This is a genomic window from Mesorhizobium sp. M1227, from assembly GCF_040318315.1.
Lineage (GTDB): Bacteria > Pseudomonadota > Alphaproteobacteria > Rhizobiales > Rhizobiaceae > Mesorhizobium.
Genome location: NZ_JAMYLZ010000002.1, coordinates 120,714 through 143,483 on the forward strand (window position 1 = coordinate 120,714; position 22,770 = coordinate 143,483).

13 protein-coding genes are annotated in these 22,770 nt (G+C 63.5%); 6 read left to right on the forward strand and 7 right to left on the reverse strand.

The features are described from left to right. The first annotated feature begins 145 nt into the window (after window positions 1-145). The 3 genes from NKH28_RS03860 (at window position 146) to NKH28_RS03870 (ending at window position 12,054) form a co-directional block, all read left to right on the forward strand. The gene (locus NKH28_RS03860) at window positions 146-8,722 is read left to right on the forward strand and encodes a glycoside hydrolase family 94 protein (protein WP_352977865.1); all 8,577 of its coding nucleotides are present in this window, start codon (window positions 146-148) and stop codon (window positions 8,720-8,722) included. Between the two features lie 363 nt (window positions 8,723-9,085). Beyond that, window positions 9,086-10,855: a glucan ABC transporter ATP-binding protein/ permease gene (locus tag NKH28_RS03865; RefSeq protein WP_352473659.1), complete on the forward strand. Its 1,770-nt coding sequence runs from the start codon at window positions 9,086-9,088 to the stop codon at window positions 10,853-10,855. Window positions 10,856-11,301: 446 nt separating this feature from the next. Then, window positions 11,302-12,054 (forward strand): heme ABC transporter permease, encoded by a 753-nt coding sequence (locus tag NKH28_RS03870; RefSeq protein WP_352820534.1) that lies wholly within the window; start codon window positions 11,302-11,304, stop codon window positions 12,052-12,054. A gap of 226 nt (window positions 12,055-12,280) precedes the next feature. Here NKH28_RS03870 and NKH28_RS03875 read toward each other — a convergent pair whose 3' ends face one another. Further along, on the reverse strand, window positions 12,281-13,339 hold the full coding sequence (locus NKH28_RS03875) for a D-TA family PLP-dependent enzyme (RefSeq protein WP_352978100.1): 1,059 nt from the start codon (window positions 13,337-13,339) through the stop codon (window positions 12,281-12,283). A gap of 246 nt (window positions 13,340-13,585) precedes the next feature. On the opposite strand from NKH28_RS03875, the gene NKH28_RS03880 reads away from it, so the two are divergent. Then, entirely contained in the window at window positions 13,586-14,272 is a 687-nt protein-coding gene (locus tag NKH28_RS03880; RefSeq protein WP_352977867.1) for a D-lyxose/D-mannose family sugar isomerase, read from the forward strand. 668 nt (window positions 14,273-14,940) lie between these two features. Here the strand turns inward: NKH28_RS03880 and NKH28_RS03885 are convergent. The 6 genes from NKH28_RS03885 to NKH28_RS03910 form a co-directional block, all read right to left on the reverse strand. Continuing rightward, window positions 14,941-15,729 carry an RDD family protein gene (locus NKH28_RS03885; RefSeq protein WP_352977869.1) on the reverse strand — a complete coding sequence of 263 codons (789 nt, stop codon included), beginning with the start codon at window positions 15,727-15,729 and terminating at the stop codon, window positions 14,941-14,943. Between the two features lie 64 nt (window positions 15,730-15,793). Further along, window positions 15,794-16,825, reverse strand: coding sequence for a stage II sporulation protein M (locus tag NKH28_RS03890; RefSeq protein WP_352820539.1), 1,032 nt, complete (start codon window positions 16,823-16,825; stop codon window positions 15,794-15,796). Next, window positions 16,822-18,129: a DUF58 domain-containing protein gene (locus NKH28_RS03895; RefSeq protein WP_352977870.1), complete on the reverse strand. Its 1,308-nt coding sequence runs from the start codon at window positions 18,127-18,129 to the stop codon at window positions 16,822-16,824. The genes NKH28_RS03890 and NKH28_RS03895 overlap by 4 nt, the downstream gene beginning before the upstream one ends. Next, the gene (locus NKH28_RS03900) at window positions 18,126-19,082 is read right to left on the reverse strand and encodes an AAA family ATPase (protein WP_352449246.1); all 957 of its coding nucleotides are present in this window, start codon (window positions 19,080-19,082) and stop codon (window positions 18,126-18,128) included. Before NKH28_RS03900 ends, NKH28_RS03895 begins: the two co-directional genes overlap by 4 nt. Next, window positions 19,069-20,268: a DUF4350 domain-containing protein gene (locus NKH28_RS03905; RefSeq protein ID WP_352977872.1), complete on the reverse strand. Its 1,200-nt coding sequence runs from the start codon at window positions 20,266-20,268 to the stop codon at window positions 19,069-19,071. The genes NKH28_RS03900 and NKH28_RS03905 overlap by 14 nt, the downstream gene beginning before the upstream one ends. After that, window positions 20,265-20,891, reverse strand: coding sequence for a DUF4129 domain-containing protein (locus tag NKH28_RS03910; protein ID WP_352977874.1), 627 nt, complete (start codon window positions 20,889-20,891; stop codon window positions 20,265-20,267). The genes NKH28_RS03905 and NKH28_RS03910 overlap by 4 nt, the downstream gene beginning before the upstream one ends. A gap of 152 nt (window positions 20,892-21,043) precedes the next feature. On the opposite strand from NKH28_RS03910, the gene NKH28_RS03915 reads away from it, so the two are divergent. After that, window positions 21,044-21,919, forward strand: coding sequence for a DUF7847 domain-containing protein (locus tag NKH28_RS03915; RefSeq protein ID WP_352501475.1), 876 nt, complete (start codon window positions 21,044-21,046; stop codon window positions 21,917-21,919). Between the two features lie 60 nt (window positions 21,920-21,979). Continuing rightward, window positions 21,980-22,744, forward strand: coding sequence for a hypothetical protein (locus NKH28_RS03920; RefSeq protein ID WP_352977876.1), 765 nt, complete (start codon window positions 21,980-21,982; stop codon window positions 22,742-22,744). Window positions 22,745-22,770 lie beyond the last annotated feature (26 nt).

Genomic DNA, 22,770 nt, shown 5'->3' on the forward strand with positions numbered 1-22,770 from the left:
GAAGTTGTCGAAAGACGGCATCTTGTCGTGGTGCGGAAACAAACTTTCGGCCAAGTGTTGCGATGCAACCAATTGCATTTGGACCGGTTTTAGGGACATTGCCGTGGCGGTGACGCCGCACTGCGTCCCCAACACGGAACCTTAGATGAATATCCAGACCAATCTCGCACAGATCGAAAAGACGAGCGCCAGCTTCCCGGCTGTCACCGACGAGCCGATACGCTCCAATTTCCTGCCGGAAGATCGGCTGCGCGCTGTGGGCGCAGCCCTTGCCAATGGCGATGCCAAGGACTTGTTCGGTCTGACGCCTTTCGATTTTCAGGCCCGCATCCGCGACAGCGCCAGGAAAATTCTCGATGTCTACCGTTCCACCAACGCTGCCCAGGCGAGGGGCGAAACGATCACGCCCGCGGCGCAGTGGCTGCTCGACAACAACTACCTAGTCGAGGAGACCATTTTTCAGGTCAAGCGCGACCTGCCGCGCCGCTTCTACCGTCAGTTGCCGACGCTGAAACTGTCCGACGGATCCAGCGTGCCGCGCGCACTGGCGGTCGCGTGGACCTATGTCGCGCATTCCGACAGTTCCGTCTCGTCGGCCATGTTCAAGGCGATTGTCGAAGGCTTCCAGTCCGTCGAGCCGCTGAAGATCGGCGAATTATGGGCGCTGCCGTCGCTGCTGCGCTTCGTCCTGATCGAGAACCTTCGCCGGATCGCGGTCCGCGTCAATCGCACGCGGGAACTGCGCCAGATCGCCAACGAGGTCGCCGACCGTGTGCTGGCGACGGACGACAGCGCCGACCGGCAGGCGATACTTTCCCACTACAGCGCCCATGCGCAGGACACCACCTTCGCCACCCAGTTGCTCTACCGGCTGCGTGACGGCTCGCAAAATGCCGGCAGGGCGCTGGAATGGCTGGAGGGCGAGCTGGAACGGACCGGCTCCGACGCCGAGGAGATCATCCTCAGCGAGCACCACACGCTGTCCAGCGGCAACGTGACCACCGGCAACATCATCCGCGGCCTGCGCCTGATCAACGACATCGACTGGACGGTGTGGTTCGAGGGCGTCAGCCGCATCGACACCTTGCTGCGCGAACGCACCGATTTCGCCGCGCTCGATTTCTTTTCGCGCGACCAGTACCGGACTGCGATCGAGGAGCTGGCGCGCCGTTCCGATCTCTCCGAATTTCGCGTTGCCGAAAGGGCGATCGAGCTCGCCGGCCATGCTGCCGCTGCACCGGGCTCCGAAACCGGTCCGATCGCTCACACCGACGTCGGCTTCTTTCTGGTCGGCCCGCGCCGGCAGGAGCTCGAGCGGTCGATCGGCTACCGGCCGACCATCGGCAAGACGCTCAACCGGACCTTCCGCAAGACCGGATGGCTGGGCATTGTCGTGCCGGTGTTTGCGCTGACGGTCCTGCTTCTGGTCGTTTCCGGCAATGCGCTTGCCAATCTCGGCCTGTCGGTGCCGTCGATCGTCCTGATGCTGGCCCTGTTCGCGGTGCCGGCCAGCGAAGGCGCGCTCGCATTCTTCAACACCGTCGTCTCGCTGTTTTTGAAGCCGACGCGTCTCATCGGCTATGATTTCAGGCACGGTGTGCCGCCCGAGGCGCGCACGCTGGTGGTGGTGCCGTCGCTGATCGGCTCGCGCGACGATGTCGAGGAGAACATCCGCAACATCGAGGTGCATCACCTCGCCAACACGGCGGGCGAAGTCTATTTCGCGCTGCTTTCCGACTGGCCGGACTCCAAGACCGAGATCGATACGGCGGATGTCGAAATCCTCGAATTCGCCCGCGCCGAAATCGCCAGGCTGAACGCCCGCTATCCCTCGGACTCGGAAGGGGCGCCGCGCTTTTATCTGCTGCATCGGCGCCGGCTCTACAACGCATCGCAAGGCGTCTGGATGGGCTGGGAGCGCAAGCGCGGCAAGCTGCACGAATTGAACCTTCTGCTGCGCGGCGACAGCGACACCACCTTCCTGCCGCTGGAAGTGCCATTGCCGGAGAGCGTCGTCCACGTGATGACGCTGGACGCCGACACCCGCACCACCCGCGACGCCGTCGCTGCGCTGGCCGGCAAGCTTTGCCACCCGCTCAACCGTCCGCATTTCGATGTCGCACGGCGCGAGGTTACGGCAGGTTATTCCATCCTGCAGCCGCGTATCACCGCGTCGCTGACCAGTGGCGACGAGGCATCGTTCTTTCAGCGTGTCTTTTCCGCCAATCGCGGGCTCGATCCGTACGTCTTTGCCGTGTCGGACCTCTACCAGGACATCTTCGGCGACGGTTCCTTCACCGGCAAGGGTCTTTACCATGTCGACGCCTTCGAGGCGGCGTTGAAGGGCCGCATCGAGGAAAACACCATCCTCAGCCATGATCTGCTCGAAGGCGCCCTGGCGCGCTCGGCCTTGGTCACCGACGTCGAACTGGTCGAGGACTATCCGACCCGCTATTCGGTCGACGCGTCGCGCCACCATCGCTGGGCACGCGGCGACTGGCAGCTTCTGGGCTTCATTCTTGGCCCGCGCTCAAACGTGCCAGCGCTGTCGCGCTGGAAGATGGTGGACAATCTGCGCCGCTCGGTGACGCCGATCTTCTGGGTGATGGCCGCGATCGCCGGCTGGACGCTGCTGCCCTTCACGCAGGCCGCCCAATGGCAGGCGCTGCTGATCCTCACGCTGTTCATGGCGCCCACTTTCGACATCGTCGACGCCATCCTGCCGAAGAGCGGCGACCAGACGCCGCGCGGCCATTTCTCGGCACTGGCGCGCGACGTTGCCTTCGGCACTGCCCTGGTGGCGCTGAAGATCGTGCTGATGGCGCACCTTGCCTGGATGATGGGCGACGCGATCATCCGCACGCTCTACCGCCTGTTCGTCAGCCGCCAGAACCTGCTCGAATGGCGCACCGCCTCGCAGGCACACAAGGGCGGCGACAACGATCTCGGCTCCTACTACAGCATCATGTACGGCGCCGTGATCATCGGCGTCGTCGGCCTCGCCGTGCCGGTGCTGGCCGATTCCACCGGCGCTTTCGTCGCCTTCTTCTTTGCCTTGTTCTGGATCGGCTCGCCCGCCATCGCCTGCTGGATCAGCCGTTCGGCCGAAACCGAGGACCGCCTGCGCATATCGGCCGCCGACATTCACGCGCTGCGCACCGTGGCGCGGCGTACATGGCACTATTTCGAGACCTTCGTGACGGCCGAGCATCACCATCTGCCGCCGGACAATTTCCAGGAAAGCCCGGCCCCCGTTGTGGCGCCCCGCACCTCGCCGACCAATATCGGCGTCTACCTGCTGTCGGTGATTTCGGCACGCGATTTCGGCTGGATCAGCCTCTCCGACGCCGTCAACCGCATCGACGCGACCATGTCGACCATCGAGAGCATGCCGCGCGACCGCGGCCATCTCTTCAACTGGTATGACACGACGACCCTGAAGCCGCTCTACCCGCTGTACATTTCGGCGGTCGACAGCGGCAATCTCGCCGGCCATCTGGTGGCCGTGGCCGCTGCCTGCGCCGAATGGGCCGAAGCGCCGTCGGTGCATGTGCAGGGCGACTTCGAAGGCATCCTCGACACCGTCACCATCCTCGACGAAAGCCTTGAGGAACTGCCCGACGACCGGCGTCAATTGCGGCCCTTGCGCCAGCGGCTCGCCGACCGTCTCGACGGCATGCGGCGGGCCGTCGAATTGATCAAGGCGCAGCCGGAGATGGCGTCGATCCGTACCATCAACCTGGCCGTCCTGGCCGGCGAGATACGCAAGCTCGCGACAGCCATCCACACCGAGGCCGCGTCGACCCAGAGCGACACCATCGCCGATTGGGCGGCCAGGCTCGAAGCCACCTGCGAGGCGCATGTGCACGACGCGCACAGCGACGAAAACGCGGTCGCGGCGTTGCGGGCCAAGCTTCTGACCTTGCGCGAGCGCACGCGCCGCTTCGCCTTCGAGATGGATTTCTCGTTCCTGATGCGGCCCGAGCGCAAGCTCCTGTCGATCGGTTACCGGGTCGAGGAGCATCAGCTCGACGAAAGCTGCTACGACCTTTTGGCGTCCGAGGCGCGGCTGACCAGCCTGTTCGCCATCGCCAAGGGCGATTTGCCGACCGAGCACTGGTTCCGGCTCGGCCGGCCGATCGTCGAGATCGGCTTCCAGGGCGCACTGATGTCCTGGTCCGGCTCGATGTTCGAATATCTGATGCCGCCGCTGGTGATGAAGGAGCCGCAAGGCAGCATTCTCAACCAGACCAGCAAGCTCATCATCAAGCGCCAGATCCAGTATGGCCGTTCGAAGAACGTTCCCTGGGGGATTTCGGAAGCGGCCTACAACGCCCGCGACCGTGAACTGACCTACCAGTACACCAATTTCGGCGTGCCCGGGCTCGGCCTGAAGCGCGGCCTTGGCCAAAACACGGTGATCGCGCCTTACGCGACCGTGCTGGCAGCGCAGTTCACGCCGCATGAATCCGTGCAGAACCTGGCCAGGCTGAGGCGGCTGGGCGCACTGGGCCGGCACGGTTTTTACGATGCGGTGGATTTCACGCCGCAACGCGTCCCCGAGGGCACCGACCACGCCGTCGTGCTCAACTACATGGCCCACCACTCCGGCATGTCGATTGCCGCAGTTGCCGATGCGATCTTCGAAGGGCGCCTGCGCGACCGCTTCCACAGCGATCCGGTGATCGAGTCGGCCGAATTGCTGCTGCAGGAACGGGCGCCGCGCGACATCCCGACTGCGACCGTCAGGACCGAGGCCGACGAGCGCTCGAAGGACGAGACCGAGCTGGAAAGCCCGGATACCCGCATCGTGCTCGATCCGCTCAAGGCGCTGCGCTCGACCAGTGTCATGTCCAATGGCCGCTATTCGGTCATGGTGACCGCCACCGGCTCCGGCTACAGCCGCTGGGGCGAACTTGCCGTCACGCGCTGGCAGCCGGATCCGACCGAGGACCGCCTTGGTTCCTATATTTTCCTGCGCGACGCCAGCAACGGCGACTGGTGGTCGGCCACCGCCGAGCCGAAGCGCGCCGCCGGCGAGCGTGCGCAGACGCTGTTCTCCGACGACAAGGCGAGCTTCGTCAAATCGATTGGATCGCTGCGTTCGGAAGTCGAGTGCATCGTCATCTCGGAAGGCAATGGTGAGGGCCGACGGGTGACGCTCCACAATGATGGCCCCGCCGACCGGCATATCGAAGTAACCTCGTTTGCCGAACTGGTGCTGGGCTCCGAGCCCTCGGATAATGCCCATCCGGCTTTTTCGAAGATGTTCGTGGAAACCGAAATCGCGCCGAACAACGGCGCGATCTTCGCCACCAGGCGCAAGCGCGAAAAGGACGAACCCGACGTCACCATGGTGCATTTCGTCACCGACCCGTCTGGATCGGCGCGAGACGCCGAGGCGGAAACCGACAGGCGCGCCTTCATCGGCCGCGGCCGCACCATCACCGAAGCGGCGGCCTTTGATCCCGGCGCCAAGCTTGGCGGCCATTCCGGCTTTACCCTGGATCCGATCGCATCGCTTCGCCGGCAGGTGCGCGTGCCGGCCAACAAGAAGATTTCGCTGACGTTCTGGACCGTCGTCGGTACCCATCGCGCCGAATTGGATGCCGCCATCGCACGGCTCGACCATCCCGAAAGCTTCGCCCGCCAGGCGATGCTCGCCTGGACGCGCTCGCAGGTGCAGACCCGGCACCTTGGCCTCAGCCTGTCCGACGCCGCCAATGTGCAGAAGCTGGCGCGCTATCTGATCTATCCCGATCCGTTCCTGCGCCTTCCGGGCGAATCCATCGTCTCCGGGCTCGGCAGGCAGTCCAGCCTGTGGCCGACCAGCATATCCGGCGATTTTCCGATTTTCCTGGTCAGGATCGCCGATGTCGCCGATCTGGAGATCGTCGCCCAGGCGCTTCGCTTCCAGGAATACATGCGCGCCCGCGGCATGATGATCGACTTTGTCGTCGTCAACGAGCAGGCGTCATCCTACGTGCAGGACCTGCAGCGCGCGGTGGAGACGCTGTGCGAAAACAGCCGGTTGCGCGGCAAGGAACTCGGACCCCGCCAGCACATCTTCGCGGTGCGCCGCGATCTGATGGAGGAAACGACCTACCGGACCTTGCTCGCCGTCGCTCGGGTGGTGCTGCATACGCGCAACGGCACCATCTTCGACCAGATCGAGCGTGCCGAGGCCGCGGCATTGCAGGCGCGGGACGCCGCCCTCCAGCCGGCAGACCTTGCAGCGCTTCGCGAGCCGTCCTTGCCGGTGCCGACGTCGCAAGCATCGGCCGCCCAGGCACTGATCGAGGGCCGCGTCGACGGCAGCGGGCTCGACCAATGGAACGGTTTCGGCGGCTTCGACGGCGGCGGACGCCACTACGTCGTGCGTCTTGCCGGCCGGCGCACGACGCCGCAGCCGTGGATCAACGTCATCTCCAACCCATCGTTCGGGTTCCACATTTCGGCTGAAGGCGCTGCCTTCACCTGGAGCCGCAACAGCCGCGACTATCAGTTGACGCCATGGTCGAACGATCCGGTCACTAACCGGCCGGGCGAGGGCATCTACATCTACGATCACGCCAGTGGCAGGGCGTTCTCGCCAATGGCTGCCGTGGTGCGTGATCCGACAATGACCTACGAAACCTGGCACGGGCAGGGTTTTTCGACGCTCCGCTCAAAACGCGGGCCGCTGTCGATGGACCTGACCCATGTCGTCGATCCCGTCGATCCGGTGAAGATATCGCGGCTGCGCATCCAGAATTCGGGTTCGGTGCCGATGCGGCTGCGCGTCTACGCCTATGCGGAATGGGTTCTTGGCGGCCATCGCTCGCGCACCGCTGCAAGCATCGTTCCGTCGAGGGATGCCGCAACCGGCGCATTGCTGGCGCAAAATCCCTATGGGCTCGATTTCGGCGAGCGGATCGCCTTTCTGGCCGCCGACGGTGCTGTGCATTCGGTCACCGCCGATCGCGGCGAGTTCATCGGCAGGCAAGGCACGAGCGAGTTTCCGCATGCCGTGCTGAGCGGCGCCGGCCTGTCCGGCCGTGTCGAGGCCGGCGACGATCCCTGCGCGGCCATCGCACGCGACATCGACATCGCTGCCGGCGGCGACGTCACGCTGCTCTGGCTGCTCGGCGACGCGGCCTCGCCCGAGGCGGCCAGCGCGCTGGTGCAGACCCATCGCTCCAGGGATTTCGATCAGCGGCTGGCCGACAACGAGCGCACATGGCGCGGCTTTCTCGACACAATCCAGGTCGAGACGCCGGACAAGGCACTCGACGCCATGGTCAATCACTGGCTGCCCTATCAGAGCCTGGCCTGCCGCATCCGTGCCCGCTCGGCGTTCTATCAGGCGAGCGGTGCCTTCGGCTTCCGCGATCAGCTGCAGGATACCTTGGCTTTGCTGGCGCATGACCCCAAGCTGGCGCGTGATCAGATCCTCAATGCGGCGCGGCGGCAATTCCCCGAAGGCGACGTGCAGCATTGGTGGCTGCCGCGCACCGAGGCCGGCGTCCGCACCATGATCTCGGACGACGTGGTCTGGCTGGCCCACGCCACGGCCCGTTACCTGCTGGTGACCGGCGACACCGCGATCCTGAAGGAGCAACTGCCCTTCATCGAAGGGCAGGCGCTGGGCGAAGGCGAGCACGATGCTTTCTTCATCCCGGAAATCTCGAAGAAGACAGCCTCGCTCTATGACCATTGCGCGCGGGCGCTCGATCTTGCCGTCAAGCGCAGCAGCCCGGCCGGGCTGCCGCTGATCCTCGGCGGCGACTGGAACGACGGCATGAACCGCGTCGGCGAGCACGGCAAGGGCGAGAGCATATGGCTGGGCTGGTTCCTGCTGAAGACGCTGGGCGACTTTGCCGCTGTCGCCAAGGCGGAGCGCGATGCCAAGCGCGTGCAGGCCTGGACGAAGCACGCCGAGGTGCTGAAACGGGCGCTGGAGAGCACCGCCTGGGATGGCGAGTGGTATCGGCGCGGCAGTTTCGACGACGGCACGCCGCTCGGCTCGCGCAAGTCGGACGAGTGCAAGATCGACTCGATCGCCCAGTCCTGGAGCGTGCTTTCGGGCGAGGGCGACCCGGCGCGGTCGACCACGGCAATGGCGCAGGCGATGAAAGCGCTCGTCGACGACGACCTCAACATCGTCAAACTGTTCACCCCGCCCTTCTCGAAGACGGAAAAGGACCCGGGCTACATCAAGAGCTATCCGCCGGGGGTCCGTGAAAACGGCGGCCAATACACGCACGCGGCAACATGGTTCGTCATTGCGCTCGCCGAAATGGGCCGCACCGACGATGCCTACCGCTGCCTTTCAATGCTCAATCCGGTCTACCATGCGCGCGATGAAGCCGCGGCAGAGCGCTACCGCGTGGAACCTTATGTCGTCGCGGCCGATGTTTATTCCGGGCAAGACAAGGGCGGCCGCGGCGGCTGGACCTGGTATACCGGGTCGGCGGGCTGGCTTTATCGCGCCGCGGTCGAGAGCATTCTCGGCATAGAGCGCCGCGGACAGCGCCTCCAGTTCACGCCGAGGCTTCCTAGCCATTGGGACGGCTATTCGGCAACTCTGAAGATGCTGGGCGCCGAGATCAAGGTACGCGTCGTCCGCGACAAAAAGGCCCGGGCCATCTCACTTGAAGTGAATGGCACGAAGACCAAATCTTCGTCCTTCGAGCCAAAAGCCGGAGATAGCGCCGAGGTGGTCGTCAGAATACCGGCCTAGATTCAAGGGTTTGGAGCGTCGCTTAGCGTTCCCAGGGCACGCACGGGCGCTCCAAGTGCCTCTACCGGTTATATTTGCGTTTGACCTTGCTGAATGCCTGCACACGACTTTAGACGTCGTGCCCAGGGTCTTGCTGATTAAAATTGTGGCAGTGCTTTCCAGCTGCCATGATTTTGCCGCAACGCTGACATTTCACCTTTTATCTCAAACTGTTAGACGATCACGGCAAATTTCGAAGCGTCGTCATCTTTTGTTCGCGGAATGGGAACGGAAGAGCTAGACGAGCATTGTTTTGCGACGCGTCAACCGATACGAGTCAAAAAATGACGCACTGCACCATAAATAATTGGCGGAGTAGCTGAAGTGTCACTTCTGCAAATCTACTGGCGAGCCCTTGGTTATCTCGCTGCCGACAGGAAACGCGTTGCGTTTATCTGCGGGGCGAATGTCGCGCTTGCCATTATCGCCATTCTCGAGCCGATCATGTTCGGCCGGGTGATCGATGCCATTTCGGACCGCGGCTCGGTATTCGCGACGCTCGCAATGTGGGCCGGCCTCGGCGCGTTCAACATCATCGCCTTCGTGCTGGTGGCGCGCGGCGCCGACCGCTTTGCCCACCAGCGGCGCAGCGAGGTTCTTTGCCAGTCGTTCGAGCGCGTGATCACCATGCCGCTTGCCTGGCATCATCAGCGCGGCACCTCCAATTCCCTGCACACGCTCCTGCGCGCGGTCGAGACCTTGTTCAGCCTCTGGCTGGAATTCATGCGGCAGCATCTGTCGACGGCGGTTGCGTTGGTCCTGCTGGTGCCCACCGCGCTCAGCATGGATATCCGCATGTCGATGGTGCTGCTGGCGCTTGGCGCGCTCTATGTCGGCATCGGACGGCTGGTGATGCGGCGCACCAAGGAAGGCCAGGCGGCCGTGGAGCGGCACTACCACAAGGTATTTGCGCATGTGACCGACTCGGTCAGCAACGTCGCCGTCCTGCAGAGCTACAACCGCATCGGCCATGAGACCGAGGCGCTGAAGTGCTACGTCAAGAACCTGCTCGACGCACAGAATCCGGTGCTCGACTGGTGGGCGATGGCCAACGCGCTGCACCGCCTGTCGTCGACGATTTCGATGATGGTGGTGCTCTTGATCGGCGCCTATCTGGTGACGCACGGCCAGTTGCGCATCGGCGACGTCATCGCCTTTACCGGCTTTGCCACGCTGCTGATTGCCCGGCTCGACCAGATGTCGGCCTTCGCCAACCAGATTTCCGAGGCGCGCGCCAAGCTCGAGGAATTCTATCATCTCGAGGACTCTGCATCCGACGCCGCCGAGCCCGATGGGCTGCGCGATCTCGTCAACGTCACGGGTCATGTGCGTTTCGAGAATGTCTGCTTCGAGTTCGGCAATTCCGGGCAGGGCGTCGACGACGCGTCGTTCGAGGTCCAGGCCGGCCAGACCGTCGCCATCGTCGGCCCGACGGGCGCCGGCAAGACGACGCTCATCAACCTTCTGCAGCGCGTCTTCACCCCGTCCAGCGGCCGTATCCTGATCGACGGCATCGACACCCGCACGGTGACCCGCAAGTCGCTGCGCCATTCGATCGCCACCGTCTTCCAGGATGCCGGCCTGCTCAACCGCTCGATCGAGGACAACATCCGCGTCGGCCGCGCGGAGGCGAGCTATGACGAGGTCCATGCGGCGGCCAATGCCGCCGCCGCGCAGGATTTCATCCTGTCAAAGAGCGAGGGCTACGACACGGTCGTCGGCGAACGCGGCGGACAGCTGTCCGGTGGCGAGCGCCAGCGCATCGCGATCGCCCGCGCCGTGCTGAAGGACGCGCCCATCCTGGTTCTCGACGAGGCGACCAGCGCGCTCGACGTCGAGACGGAAGACCGCGTCAAGGACGCCATCGACGAATTGCGGCGCGGCCGCACCACCTTCATCATCGCCCACCGCCTGACCACCGTTCGCGATGCCGATCTGGTCGTGTTCATGGACAAGGGCCGGGTGGTCGAGATGGGCGGGTTCACCGAACTGTCGCTGCGCAACGGTCGCTTCGCCAGCCTGCTGCGCGCCGGCGGCCTGCTCAACGACGAGGAGGTCCGCCGCCTCAGCCGTCCGGTGAACGAAGCCGCTTGAGCAGCGCGGCTTGCCTTCTCCCCTATGGGAACCACAAGGGGGGCAGCGCCATCGCAGGTGGAGAGCCGAGGCTTTCGCTCTACGATGTACCCCCACCCCTAACCCCTCCCCACAAGGGGGAGGGAGACTTCCGTTGGCGCTGACCTCGGCAAATTTGCCTGCCTTTCGGCGCCAAAAGGGGAAGTAAGGGCATGCGGCAGCGTTCCCTCCCCCTTGTGGGGAGGGTTAGGGTGGGGGTCCATCTTCGTAAGAATCCAAATGCGATTGTGTCCGCCGCTCCGCTAAACACGGGGGCTGCGCGGCGGACACGCCAACGTCAACGCAATGCCACGCCATTTTGCAGAACTTGACGCACACAACTTGCCCCGCCGTTCACGGGGAGAACGGGAGACGCCGTACCGCCGCTGCGGTTGCCGCAACTCCGCCGGCGGTCTATGTAAGGCGGCATGAGCGACACGACTTCACGCCTCTCCGGCTGGATGGACCTTGCCAACCCGACGCGGTTCGTCGGGCTGGCCGACAAGGTCGTGCCGTGGCTGGCGAGCGTTGCCGCCATCATCCTCGCTGTCGGCCTCTACATGAGCTTCACGGCGCCCGAGGACTTCCAGCAAGGCATCACCGTTCGCATCATGTATATCCACGTGCCTTTCGCCTGGCTCGCCATGATGTGCTACACGCTGATGGCGGTCTCGGCACTGGGCACGCTGGTCTGGCGCCATCCGCTGGCCGACGTGGCGCTGAAATCGGCGGCACCCATCGGCGCCGTCTTCACCGCCCTTGCACTGATCACCGGTTCGATCTGGGGCAAGCCGATGTGGGGCACCTGGTGGGTATGGGACGCGCGGTTGACCTCGGTCTTCATCCTGTTCCTGATGTATCTCGGCATCATCGCGCTGACCCGCGCGCTCGACGATGCCGGGCGCGCCGCGTGGGCCGCCGCCATCATCACCCTGGTCGGCTTCATCAACATTCCGATCATCAAATTTTCGGTCGACTGGTGGAACACGCTGCATCAGCCGGCGTCGGTGTTCCGGCTCGGTGGCCCGACCATCGACCCAAGCCTGTTGTGGCCATTGCTGGTGATGGCACTCGGCTTCACCGTGCTTTTCTTCGCGCTGCACCTAGCGGCGATGCGCACGGAAATCCTCCGCCGCCGAGTCATTTCGATGCGCCGCGTCGCGGCAAGGCAGGCTAACTGACCGCCGTCGAGTTCCTTCGCGCCCCCCTCTGTCCTGCCGGACATCTCCCCCTCAAGGGGGGAGATTGAATGTCACGTATCGTTTCGCCAATCGCGAATGTTGAAAGAGAGGCGAAGCTACCGATCTCCCCCCTTGAGGGGGAGATGGCCGGCAGGCCAGAGGGGGGGTGCTGTCCCTCCAGCGTTTGAAGGATTTTGTACCTGAAGCGCACGCGCTCCAGCTGGACTCACCCCATCCGCCCGCGTGCTGCCACCGGCAGCGTTTCCAGCACCTTGTCGCCTTCGATCAGATGCACCTCGTCGAACAGGTTGGTGACGACGCAGCAATGGTCGGGCACGACGCGCACGCGCTCGCCGATGCGAAGCTCGGCGCCGCCTGACAGCGTGACGTTGCCGTGCTCTTCGCTGAGGCTGGTCACCCTTGCGCCTGAAATGCCCAGCAGCTCACCGAAATCGGCGAGCCCCAGTGTGTCGCTGGACAGGGCCTTGCTGCCGGCGTCGAGGATCGCGCGTGTCGGCGTTGGGTGGCTGACCACCGTCGACAGCACCGTCAGGGCGCAATCGTCGAGGCTGCCGACGCCTTTGGCGACCTGGTAGCGGTCGAGATAGATGTAGGTGCCGGGCCGGTATTCGGTAACGACGCTGTGCTCGCCGGAACGCCACATATCGGGTGTGCCGCCGCTGGAGATGCGCTCGCAAGCAAGGCCGGCTGCGGCAAGTGCTTGCCGCGCTTCGGCGAGCCACGCCTCGGTCTCGGCGGCGCGGCCGGCCCCCGGGTAGGTCATCAAGCCGCCGAAGACGAGCCCCCGAACCTTGTCGATCTCGCTCGCCAGCGCGACTGCCTCGCCGGCCGACTGCACACCGCAGCGGCCCATGCCGGTGTCGCATTCGACCAGCACCGGCAGGCGGTGGCCGGGATCGGCAAAGGTGGCGGCAAGCCCCATCAGCGTGTCCATGCTGTCCGTTGTCACCGACAGGGTTACGCGGCCTTGCAGCGCCTTGAGGCGCTCCAGCTTGGCCCGCCCGACGATATTGTAGGGCAGAAAGATGTCGGTCAGTCCGGCATCGGCCATGACCTCGGCCTCGCCGATCTTCTGGCAGGTGATGCCGACGGCGCCCGCCGCGATCTGTTTCTTTGCCAAGTAGGGCAGCTTGTGGGTCTTGACGTGCGGCCTGAGCTTCAGCCCGTGCCGGTCGGCATGGGCCTGCGCCCGCGCGATATTGGCTTCGGCGCGGTCGGCATCGATCAGGATCGCCGGCGTATCGAGGTCGTCTATGCTGCGCATGGTCTCACCATCGGAAAATTGGTTGACCTTATGGCCCTGATCGGACCGCATGTCATGGGGCCAGCGACAGCAGTTTGCATCGACACCGGATGGACGTTCGGCTATTGCGGTTTGAGCAATTCCAGGAAAAGTGTGAAACGGTTTTCCGTCCGGAATTGCGTCCAAAAAAAGATCGAGCGGTTCGGCGTTTCCGTGAAACGATGAACCGTTCTAGCGCTCGCAAAGCGACGGGAAGGAACCACGATCATGAAACGCTCCGCCATCAACGACATCATCCGCGACGCCGACGCCTTCATCCGCTCGTTCGGCTACATCATGCCGCCCTTCGCCTACTGGTCGCCGGAAGAGATGAAGGCGCGCCGGCAGGATTCGTCGGCAATCTTCTCCTCCCGGCTCGGCTGGGACATCACCGACTACGGCCAGGAGAAATTCGACGAGCTCGGCCTGTTCCTGTTCACCGTCCGCAACGGCCGCTACGAGGACATGAAGAAGGGCATGGGCATGCTCTATGCCGAAAAGATCATGATCTCGCGCAAGGACCAGTTGTCGCCGATGCATCGCCACAACATCAAGGCCGAGGACATCATCAACCGCGGCGGCGGCAAACTGGTGCTGGAGCTGTTCATGCATGATCGCGATGGCGGCATCGATCTGAAGGCCGAAGTATCGGTGCCTGTCGACGGAACCATCCACAGACTACCTGCGGGTGGGCTCCTGAAGCTCGACCCAGGCCAGAGCGTCACCTTGCTGCCGGGCGTCTGGCACGCCTTCTGGGCCGAGGGCAAGGACGTGCTGATCGGCGAGGTTTCGACCGTCAACGACGATCTCACCGACAACGTCTTCCGCGAACCAATCGGCCGCTTCGCGGACATCGACGAGGACACAGCACCGCTGCACCTGCTGGTGTCCGATTATGAGAAGTGGGTGGGGTAAGAAGCGACGGGCGGTCTGGCCGGTTGGCAAAGTTTGCGCTATCTTTGGTCAGTGGACCCTCCGCCTAATCAACGTGGGAACGTCGCCTGGTCGAAAAAACATTGAGGACTCGCCTGTTACGGCGAGTGCAGTTCTCAATTCGTCGGACAAAACTATATGATTTAACTGCTGCTCATCTCTAGCCAGATGAATAGTGCCTAAGCAGTGCTCAAAGTGAACGTAAAAATTACAAGAAATTATATGTAAGACGTTACCTCCTTCCACCGCGCTGGCAACATCAGATCGTTCTGGATCTATGCAGCGAACCCGGCTGAGTGGCAGAACCCAAGAAAACTTGTTAGTCGTTCCGTCGCGGGCCACTAAGGTTATTGGATAAAATTGAACAAACTCTTGGGGCACGAATTTCAAAATTATTTCCTGCCACGTATCATCAACAGCCGGAGGGCTGCCAGTTGGTGGGCAGTGAAGGCTTTCAAAATTGATTAAATTGGATCTGGCACGAAGCACCGGCCGACCACGAGATTCCTCGATTGGTACGGAGGTCATCGCATCAACGGGGGTTACTGGAGAACCGTAGTCAAAAGTCGCCGGCTGAAACGACGTATCCAATCGATCGTACCAAACCCAAGCCATCGTAGTTCTCCAATAGAAGGGCTGCGAAAGCGAACCTACCGCTGATGCTTATCGGCCCTGCGGTTGCCCAGCAGCAGCTTGCGCTCGAGATGCGCCCGTAGCTCGCCGTAGTAAGCCGTCAGGAATGCGCGTGCGTCATGGGCTTGGGGTGCCGCGCCGATCTTGCGTCCGATCGTTTCGGCCACCGTCCGCAGTGCGAAATAGTCGTCGCGGCGCAGCACCTCCTCCAGCTTGTGGAGTTCGGCAATCCCGTAGGCATCGAGTTGGGCGTGGCTGAACCGGAAGGCGCCGGCCGCCGGATCCTGCCGTGCCGACAGGTCTTCAAGCAAGGCGCGTTTCGGCGCCTCGACCACCCAGGTCCCCGCCAACAGGTCGCCGATCCGCATGCGGTCTCGATTGAACAGCGGGAACAAGGCAAACAGCAGCGTCCACACCAGTCCGAACACCGTCGTCAGCGTGTCGGCGAGGTCGGTCCCGCTGCGTCCAACGATGATCGACAGCGGCAGGAACACCTCGATCTCGCGCATCAGGTTGCGGGCGATGACCTGGTCGATCGACAGGCCGTCTCCGCTGCGCGACGCGACCCGGATGCCGACGATCCGCTTCCCGGGCGTAGACGCGCGCCGGCCCGCTTCGAAGACGATGAAGTAGGCGTTGCGCAGAAAGAAGATCAGGATGATCCAGACGACGAAGAGCGGCTGAAATCCCTCGCTGCCAAGGCCTCCCACCCCGAACAGCGCGACGATCGTGATCACGATTGCCGCCACGGCGATGAACACGATGTCGAGCAGGAAGGCGGAGGCCCGCGTGCCGGCGTCGGCCAATTTTATCCGGAGATCGACGCCTTCGGGCGTGATCAGCGGCCGTATAGCCGCGAAGGCGGCGCGTTTAACGATCGCCATGCCGCACCGCCCGGAACAGGTAGAAATAACCGATCCACAGCACCAGCATGCCACCGCCGATGCCGTAGCGCGTGACGTCGCTGGTGATGGTCTGCCTGCCAATGCCCTCGAGCAGCCCGGCAAACAGCAGCATGACCGAGACCCCGACCATGGCGTTCGCGGCGATGCGTCCGGCGCGAGCCGCTGCCGCCATGCGTGTCAATTCGCCGGGAAAGGCGATGCTGGTGCCGATGCGCATGCCCGCCGCGCCGGCCAAAGAGATTGCGAACAATTCGGTGGTGCCGTGGATGGCCAGCCAGCCGCCGAGCTCCATGCCAAGCCCCTTGGACCAATAGACTTGGAACAACGCCCCGATCATGCAGCCGTTGTACAGCATCAGCAGCACCGTCGGCACCGCGAAGGCGAAGCCAAGGGCGAAGGCCAGGATTGCGACCTGGACGTTGTGCGTGAACAGATAGGCGGCAAAGCCTGAGAGAAAGCCATTGTCGCCATCATAAAGCATGCCTCGCAGCAGCTCGGCCGAGGTGTCGGGGCCGCGGCCTCCTGCGAGGCCGGGCGGGATGATCGCGTCGAACCAGCTCTTGTCGGATGCCACCAGCCAGGCGCCTGCACCAATGCCGATCACCATCAGCGCGACCGACGCCAATGTCTCGCGCCACAGGTCGCGAATGGCTTCGGGCCAGTCATGCAGGAAGAAATCGGCGAGGCGCTGCCGCAGCCCGCGGCGCGCGCCGTAGAGATAGAAATAACCGCGCAGCGACAGCGCTTCGAGATAGCCGACCAGCGCATTATCGAGCGATGTCGCGCGCGCCACCGATAGGGAAGACAGCGCCGATCGATAGAGCAGCGGCAGCGACAGCAGCTCCTCTTCGGAAAGCGTCCGCGGCGCACGCTTCTCGACACGCGCCAGCAGCGCCTCGAATGCCTTCCAGTCGGCCTCGCGCTCGCGGCGGAAGCTGGCCAGCGACTGGCGCACCGCGTCGCCGCGCACCGCATTGCCGCGTACCGGCGCCGTCACAGCAAATCCTCCTGCTTGAACTGCAGATAGCGCTCGACCAGCGCCGGACCGAGCCGGTTGTGGTCGGCTTCGATCACATGCGCCCCAAGCAGGCGCAGCCGGCCGATGACGACCTGCCTTTCGCGCAAGAGCCCTCCGGCAACGACCGCGCGGGCAACATCCTCGCCGGAGCGTGGCGGCAGGTCGGCCAGGCCCTCCAGTTCGGTGTCCTTCATCATCATGAACAGCACGAGATGCCGTTCGGTGAGCCGGCCCACGGTGCTCAGCATCAATTCCGCACTGATCGGATCGACGAAATCGGTGAAGATGATGACCAGCGAGCGGCGGTCGAGCCGCGCCGCCAGCGTCGTCAATGCCAGCGTGAAATTGGTCTCCTCGCTGGAGTAGTCGATCTCGGCGGCCCGTTTCTGGATCATCGCAAAGCTGGCGGGGCCGCGCACGGCGCCGCTCGAAACGCGCGGCCTTGCATCGAAGCCGAACAGGCTGACCATGTCACCGCCCTTCAGCGCGATGAATGCCGACAGCAGGGCGGCCGTCACCGCCCGGTCCACCTTCGGCACACCGTCGACCGGTTCGCACATCAGGCGTCCGCTGTCGATGGCCAGCACGATGTTGTTGTTCTCCTCGATGCGGAACTCGCGCGCCAACAGCTTGCCGTGGCGGGCGCTGCGCTTCCAGTCGATCATCCGCCGGCCCATGCCCGGCTGGTAATCCTTGAGCGCGTCGAACTCGCGGCCTTGGCCGGCGCGGCGCTGCGCATGGCCTTCGGCAAGCGCCGCATGTTGCAGCAGCGTGATCGCCTCGCCGCGAGCGCTGCTGACGTCGGGCAGCACCGCAACCTTGCTTTCCACCGGCAGCACGACCTGGTTCCAGACCAGCCCGAACGGCCCGCGCCAGCGCACCCAGAGACGGTCGAAGCTGGCGACGCCGCGCCGCAGCGCCTGGAAGCGGAGGAAGAGCGACCCGCCTCCAGCGGTCGGCTGCAAGGCGCCGCCGCTGCCGCTCACCGGCGCCAGACGCGCATCGTGGCCGACCCGAGCCTCCGCGGCGCGCGGCCCCGAGTGACGGGCGGCGACGTGCACGCTGAACTCGCCGCCGACACCGACCTGCTGCGGCGCATCGATGCTGGCATTCAGCGATGTCCGTCCGCGTCCGGCCGCGGCATCCACCGCCAGGAAGGCAAGCAGCAGGCAACTCCACAGCAATCCCAGATACCAGAACGACGGCAATGCCAGCGCGACCAGGAAGGCCGGCACCGCGCCGGCCGCAGCTGCCCATACCGCTCGGCCGCTGGGATAGATCAACGTGGTGCTTCCGTCTGGTCGACCAGGTCGGAGACGATCTGCTCGACCAGCCGGCCATCGATCTGTGCGGCAGGCGAAAGGATGACGCGATGACGCAGCGCCGGCACCGCCAGCGCCTTGACATCGTCGGGGATCACATAGGCGCGTCCGTCCAGCGCCGCCCGGGCACGCGCCGCCCGCGCCAGCATGGCGCCGGCGCGCGGACTGGCCCCGACCTCCAGATCGGCATTTTCGCGCGTAGCCCGAACCAGCGCCGCTATGTAGCCGACGACATCGTCGACAAGGGTGACGGAGCCGACGACTTCAAGGGCCTCCTGCAGCGTCTCGCGGTCCGTCTGCGCTTCGATGCCATATTGCGCGATGTCGTGCGAGGCGGAGCCGCCGCCGTGATGGACGATGATGGCTCGTTCTTCCTCGGGGCCGGGATAGCTGACGCGGTGCTTGAACAGGAAGCGGTCGAGCTGCGCCTCCGGCAGCGGATAGACGCCCTGGTGCTCGATCGGATTCTGGGTCGCGACGACCATGAAATTGCGGCCGAGCGAATGCGTGGTGCCGTCGAAGGTGACCGCATGCTCCTGCATCGCCTCGAGCAGTGCGGCCTGCGTCTTGGGCGGCGTGCGGTTGATTTCGTCGGCAAGCAGGAGATCGCAGAAGATCGGGCCGCGCGTCAGCGTGAACTGCCCGGTCTGGAAGTTGTAGATGTTCGACCCGACGATATCGCCGGGCATCAGGTCCGGCGTGAACTGGATCCGCCCGTAGGCGATCCCAAGCGCCTGGGCGAAGCAGCGCGCCGTCATGGTCTTGGCCGTGCCCGGAGGACCTTCCAGCAGGATATGCCCGCCCGCAAACAAGGCGGTCAGCATCAGGTCGACCGTATCGTGCTGCCCGGTGATCGCCTTGGCCACTTCTTCCCTGATCCGTGTCGCCAGGGCCTTCACATCATCGACGTTCACCGAGCCTCCTTGCCGTCCAGTCATGCAGCCGTTCTGCTGCCTGTTGCATCTGTGTCAGATTCTTCGCCTCGCCGGCCGCTTGCGAGCGCGTCGTGAAGCCGCCAGCTTGCTCCTTATCGCGAGAGTCGAGCCAGTGGTCGAGCGCTTTGCCTTGCAACCCTTGCGGTGCCCCGAGCAGCGCGCCGGCGCGTACCCGCATCAAGGCCGCATAGCGGCCTCCCAGTTCGTCCAGCCGGCCGGCACGCCGCATGAGCATCGCCGTCGTATCGACCAGCGCACGCTTGCCGAAGGCAAAAGCGCGCTGGTCGATACGCGGCGGGCCGAACCGGCCAAGGCCATGCAGGAACGCCAGCGCCGCAGCGATCAGGATCGTCAGTGTCAGCGCCAGGAACGGCGGCTCGACCAGAAGCTTGGCGAGGTCATATTTCCGCGCCCCGCCGTGCAGTGTCAGATCGAACATGACCAGACCCTTGCCAGGCCGCAGCCATTGGATCAGGTCGCGCGCCGCGGCCGCCTTGTCGGCATCTCCAAGCGCGGAATTGTTGATTAGGTCGGGGTCGGTCAGGATAAAAAAGGGTTTGTCTTGGAATTCGACGAGGACGGCCTTGCCGCTGCCTGCCGCAATGATCGGGTGATCGTCGGCAACCCATTGCATGTCTTGCGGCGCGGCGACGAGATGGCCCCGGATCTCGAGTTGCTCGACGGTGCTCCTGCCGACACCGAGCTTGGCCTTGGCGATCCGGCCGAGCCAATTGTTGACTACGGTGTCGGGCAAACGCTCGATTTTCATCTTCCATCCCTCATGCTGCTGGAGGGGCAAGGTCTGCCATTTGGGCAGCACGAAGAGAGTCTCGCGGTCATCGCGAAGCTCAAGAATGCGGTCAAGCGCCTCCGGATCGCTGTCGGGCGAGATGGTGACGATCAGCAGTATATCTCTGGCAAGATCGTCTTCGGTCCGCGCCATCAAGGGCGCTTCGCCGGTGAGCCGCAGCCATTCCGCCAGGCCGGCGTAGCCGACGCCGCTTTTCGACAGCGGCGTGGCGCCGCCATTGCCGGGTTGCCGGAAATCGGGAGCATAGGTGGACAGCAGGAAGAAACCGGCTGCCGCAAGGAGGCTGGCGAAAATCCCCCAAAACAGTGTCTTTCGATTGAACGGCTCCTGTGCCTCGACGGCCGGTGCGCTCACGTCCAGGCATCCCGGAAGGCGAAACGTTCATAGGCGCCGCGCGCCTGCCGCCAGCCTTCCGCGCCGACCGGCCGGCGCGCGAACAGCGCCGCCTCGACAATGCGGGCGATCTCGGTAAACGCATGGCGCGCCCTTCCCGGCAGGGAAGGGGCATTGGCGATGTCGCGCGCGGTGAGCGACGGGCGCAGGAAGTCCGGCAGCCGGCCGGCAATATCGGCGACGCTGCGCCGAAGCAAAAGGTGAACCGCCTCGTCGTAGTCGCCGCGTGCGGCCAGCGCATCCGCTTGCGACAACAGGATCTGCGCGGCGCCGGCGTCGGGGCGCCAGGCTTCTTCGTCTTCGACTTCGGGTCGAGGGCGGTGCCACGGCAGCCGCCAGGCGATGCCTTTCACCTCAAGGAAGACCAAAAGCAGGATGATTGCGACGCCCGATATCACCGCCCCCCAGAACAGATAGATCATGTAGGGACCGAGCCACGACAAAAAATCCTGCAGCGGTTTCAGCCACTCGGGCGGCTTCGGCGGCACATAGGCCGGCAGGTCGAACTGGATCGACTCATCGGCGATCAGCTGCTTGTGCAGATTGGTCAGCCGTTCGGCTTCCGCTGTGCCTGGCTGTGCCACCGCCACCCGCTCCCCTGCAACCTGTGGTTCCCCAGCCGACACTGGCAATGCGGCAAGACAATTGCAAGTGGACTAGACGTCGACCTCCAATGTTGGCACATTTAATGCGGGGATCACCAGCCGATATGCGGTGATTAAGCGGGGGACGCATCATGGTTTCAACGACATTGGAACGGTCGGACAAGTTTCGCATCGGCAGGGTTTTCAGCAACAGTTTTGCGGTTATCGGCCGCAATCCGGGTCTGTTGGTCGGACTAGCGGCTCTTTTTTCCGCCCTTCCGGCACTGGTGCTTAACCTTTGGAATTACAGCAATTTTGCCAACATCAATATTGCTAGTCCCGAAACTCTGGCTGTTGCCGATCCCTCGGCGATTCTACGCAACTCGTTAATATCGGTGGCTTTTGGCTTGATATATCTTGTGCTGGCTTTGTTGTTTCAATCATCACTGGTGAGGGCGACGATAGAAGACTTGAACGGCAAGCGCCCGGCAATCGGTGACTGCATCCAAATAGCTTTACGCTGCATATTCCCGACGCTTGGGATCGGGCTGGTGGTCTTTTTCGTCATGGTCCTCGGGGTTGTTGCGATTGCCGTCGCAGGGCTGATTATCCCGATCTTCGGGACGATCATCGCGTTCGTGATGCTGCTTGTTCCCGGCATCATGTGGTTGCTTGGTATATCGGTTTCCGTACCCGTGCTGATCCAGGAGCGCCTTGGCGTGTTTGGCTCGATGTCGCGGAGCCGCGCCCTGACGAAGGGCAGCCGCTGGTCACTATTCGGCCTTTTGCTGATTCTGTTCTTGGTGGCGATTGCCTTCCAAATGGCATTCGCTTTGGTGTTTGGATTGGCTTTCGCCCTTACCGGCAGCCTCTCGACCGTTGGCCTGATTGTGGGCGCGATTGGAAGCGCCGTTGTGTCAACGGTCGTGTCGACGGTAATATCGGTTGCCATCGCCGTTAGCTATGTCGAGCTGAGACAAATCAAGGAAGGCACCAGCGTCGAAGACTTGGCGGAAATCTTCTCGTAGCGGCAAGGGATTTGCTGCCTTCATCGCGTCAGGATCGGTCTGGACTGGATAGGTAATATCGTGGCGTCAATAACGCTGGAACAGCCCGACAAATTTCGCATCGGCAGGGTTTTCAACGACAGCTTTGCCGTCATCGGACGCAATCCCGTTCTTTGCCTAGGGCTTGCCTTGATTTTCTCCGCCCTGCCGAGATTCGTATTTGCGCTCTGGTTCAGGAATACCGTTACGAATGTCGAGCATGGCGGCCCGGAATTCTCGGTTCAACGGGTCGCGCTCACGGTGGTTGGCGCGATCGGCTATATTGTCCTCATGTCCTTGCTGGAGGTGGCTTTGACGCGCGCTGCCATCGAGGATTTGAGCGGCAAGCGGCCGTCGATGCGTGATTGCATCGGGACGGCCCTGGCACTCCTGCTGCCGGCAATCGGCATTTCGCTGATTGTCAACATTGGCTTCACAGTCGGCCTCGTGCTGCTCGTCGTTCCGGGATTTTTGTTGTTGGTTCTCTGGGTTGTAGCGATACCGGTTCTGATTCAGGAAAAACTGGGGGTATTCGCGAGTTTGGGCCGCAGCCGCGATCTTTCCAAGGGCAGCCGTTGGTCTCTGCTCAGTCTCTGGTTCCCCCTGTTCGTAGCTTTGGTCGCAACAAATTTCACGTTGGGCCGCGTCCTATCCCACTTAGGCATTCCGCTCGTGTTCTTCCTGGACGCTCTGGCGCGCACGGTCGAGCAAGTCGTGTTTTCCGTTGCCATCGCCGTCAGCTATGTCGAGCTGCGCCAGGTCAAGGAAGGCACGAGCGTCGAAGACTTGGCGGAAATCTTCTCCTGAGGACGGGTGGAGGCTTTTCACCGTGT

Excerpts from the sequence above, each read along its gene's own strand:
- NKH28_RS03880 (WP_352977867.1), top strand. The coding sequence starts at position 13,586 with ATGAAACGCTCCGCCATCAACGACATCATCCGCGACGCCGACGCCTTC.
- NKH28_RS03875 (WP_352978100.1), bottom strand. The coding sequence starts at position 13,339 with ATGCGCAGCATAGACGACCTCGATACGCCGGCGATCCTGATCGATGCC.
- NKH28_RS03860 (WP_352977865.1), top strand. The coding sequence starts at position 146 with ATGAATATCCAGACCAATCTCGCACAGATCGAAAAGACGAGCGCCAGC.
- NKH28_RS03915 (WP_352501475.1), top strand. The coding sequence starts at position 21,044 with ATGGTTTCAACGACATTGGAACGGTCGGACAAGTTTCGCATCGGCAGG.
- NKH28_RS03870 (WP_352820534.1), top strand. The coding sequence starts at position 11,302 with ATGAGCGACACGACTTCACGCCTCTCCGGCTGGATGGACCTTGCCAAC.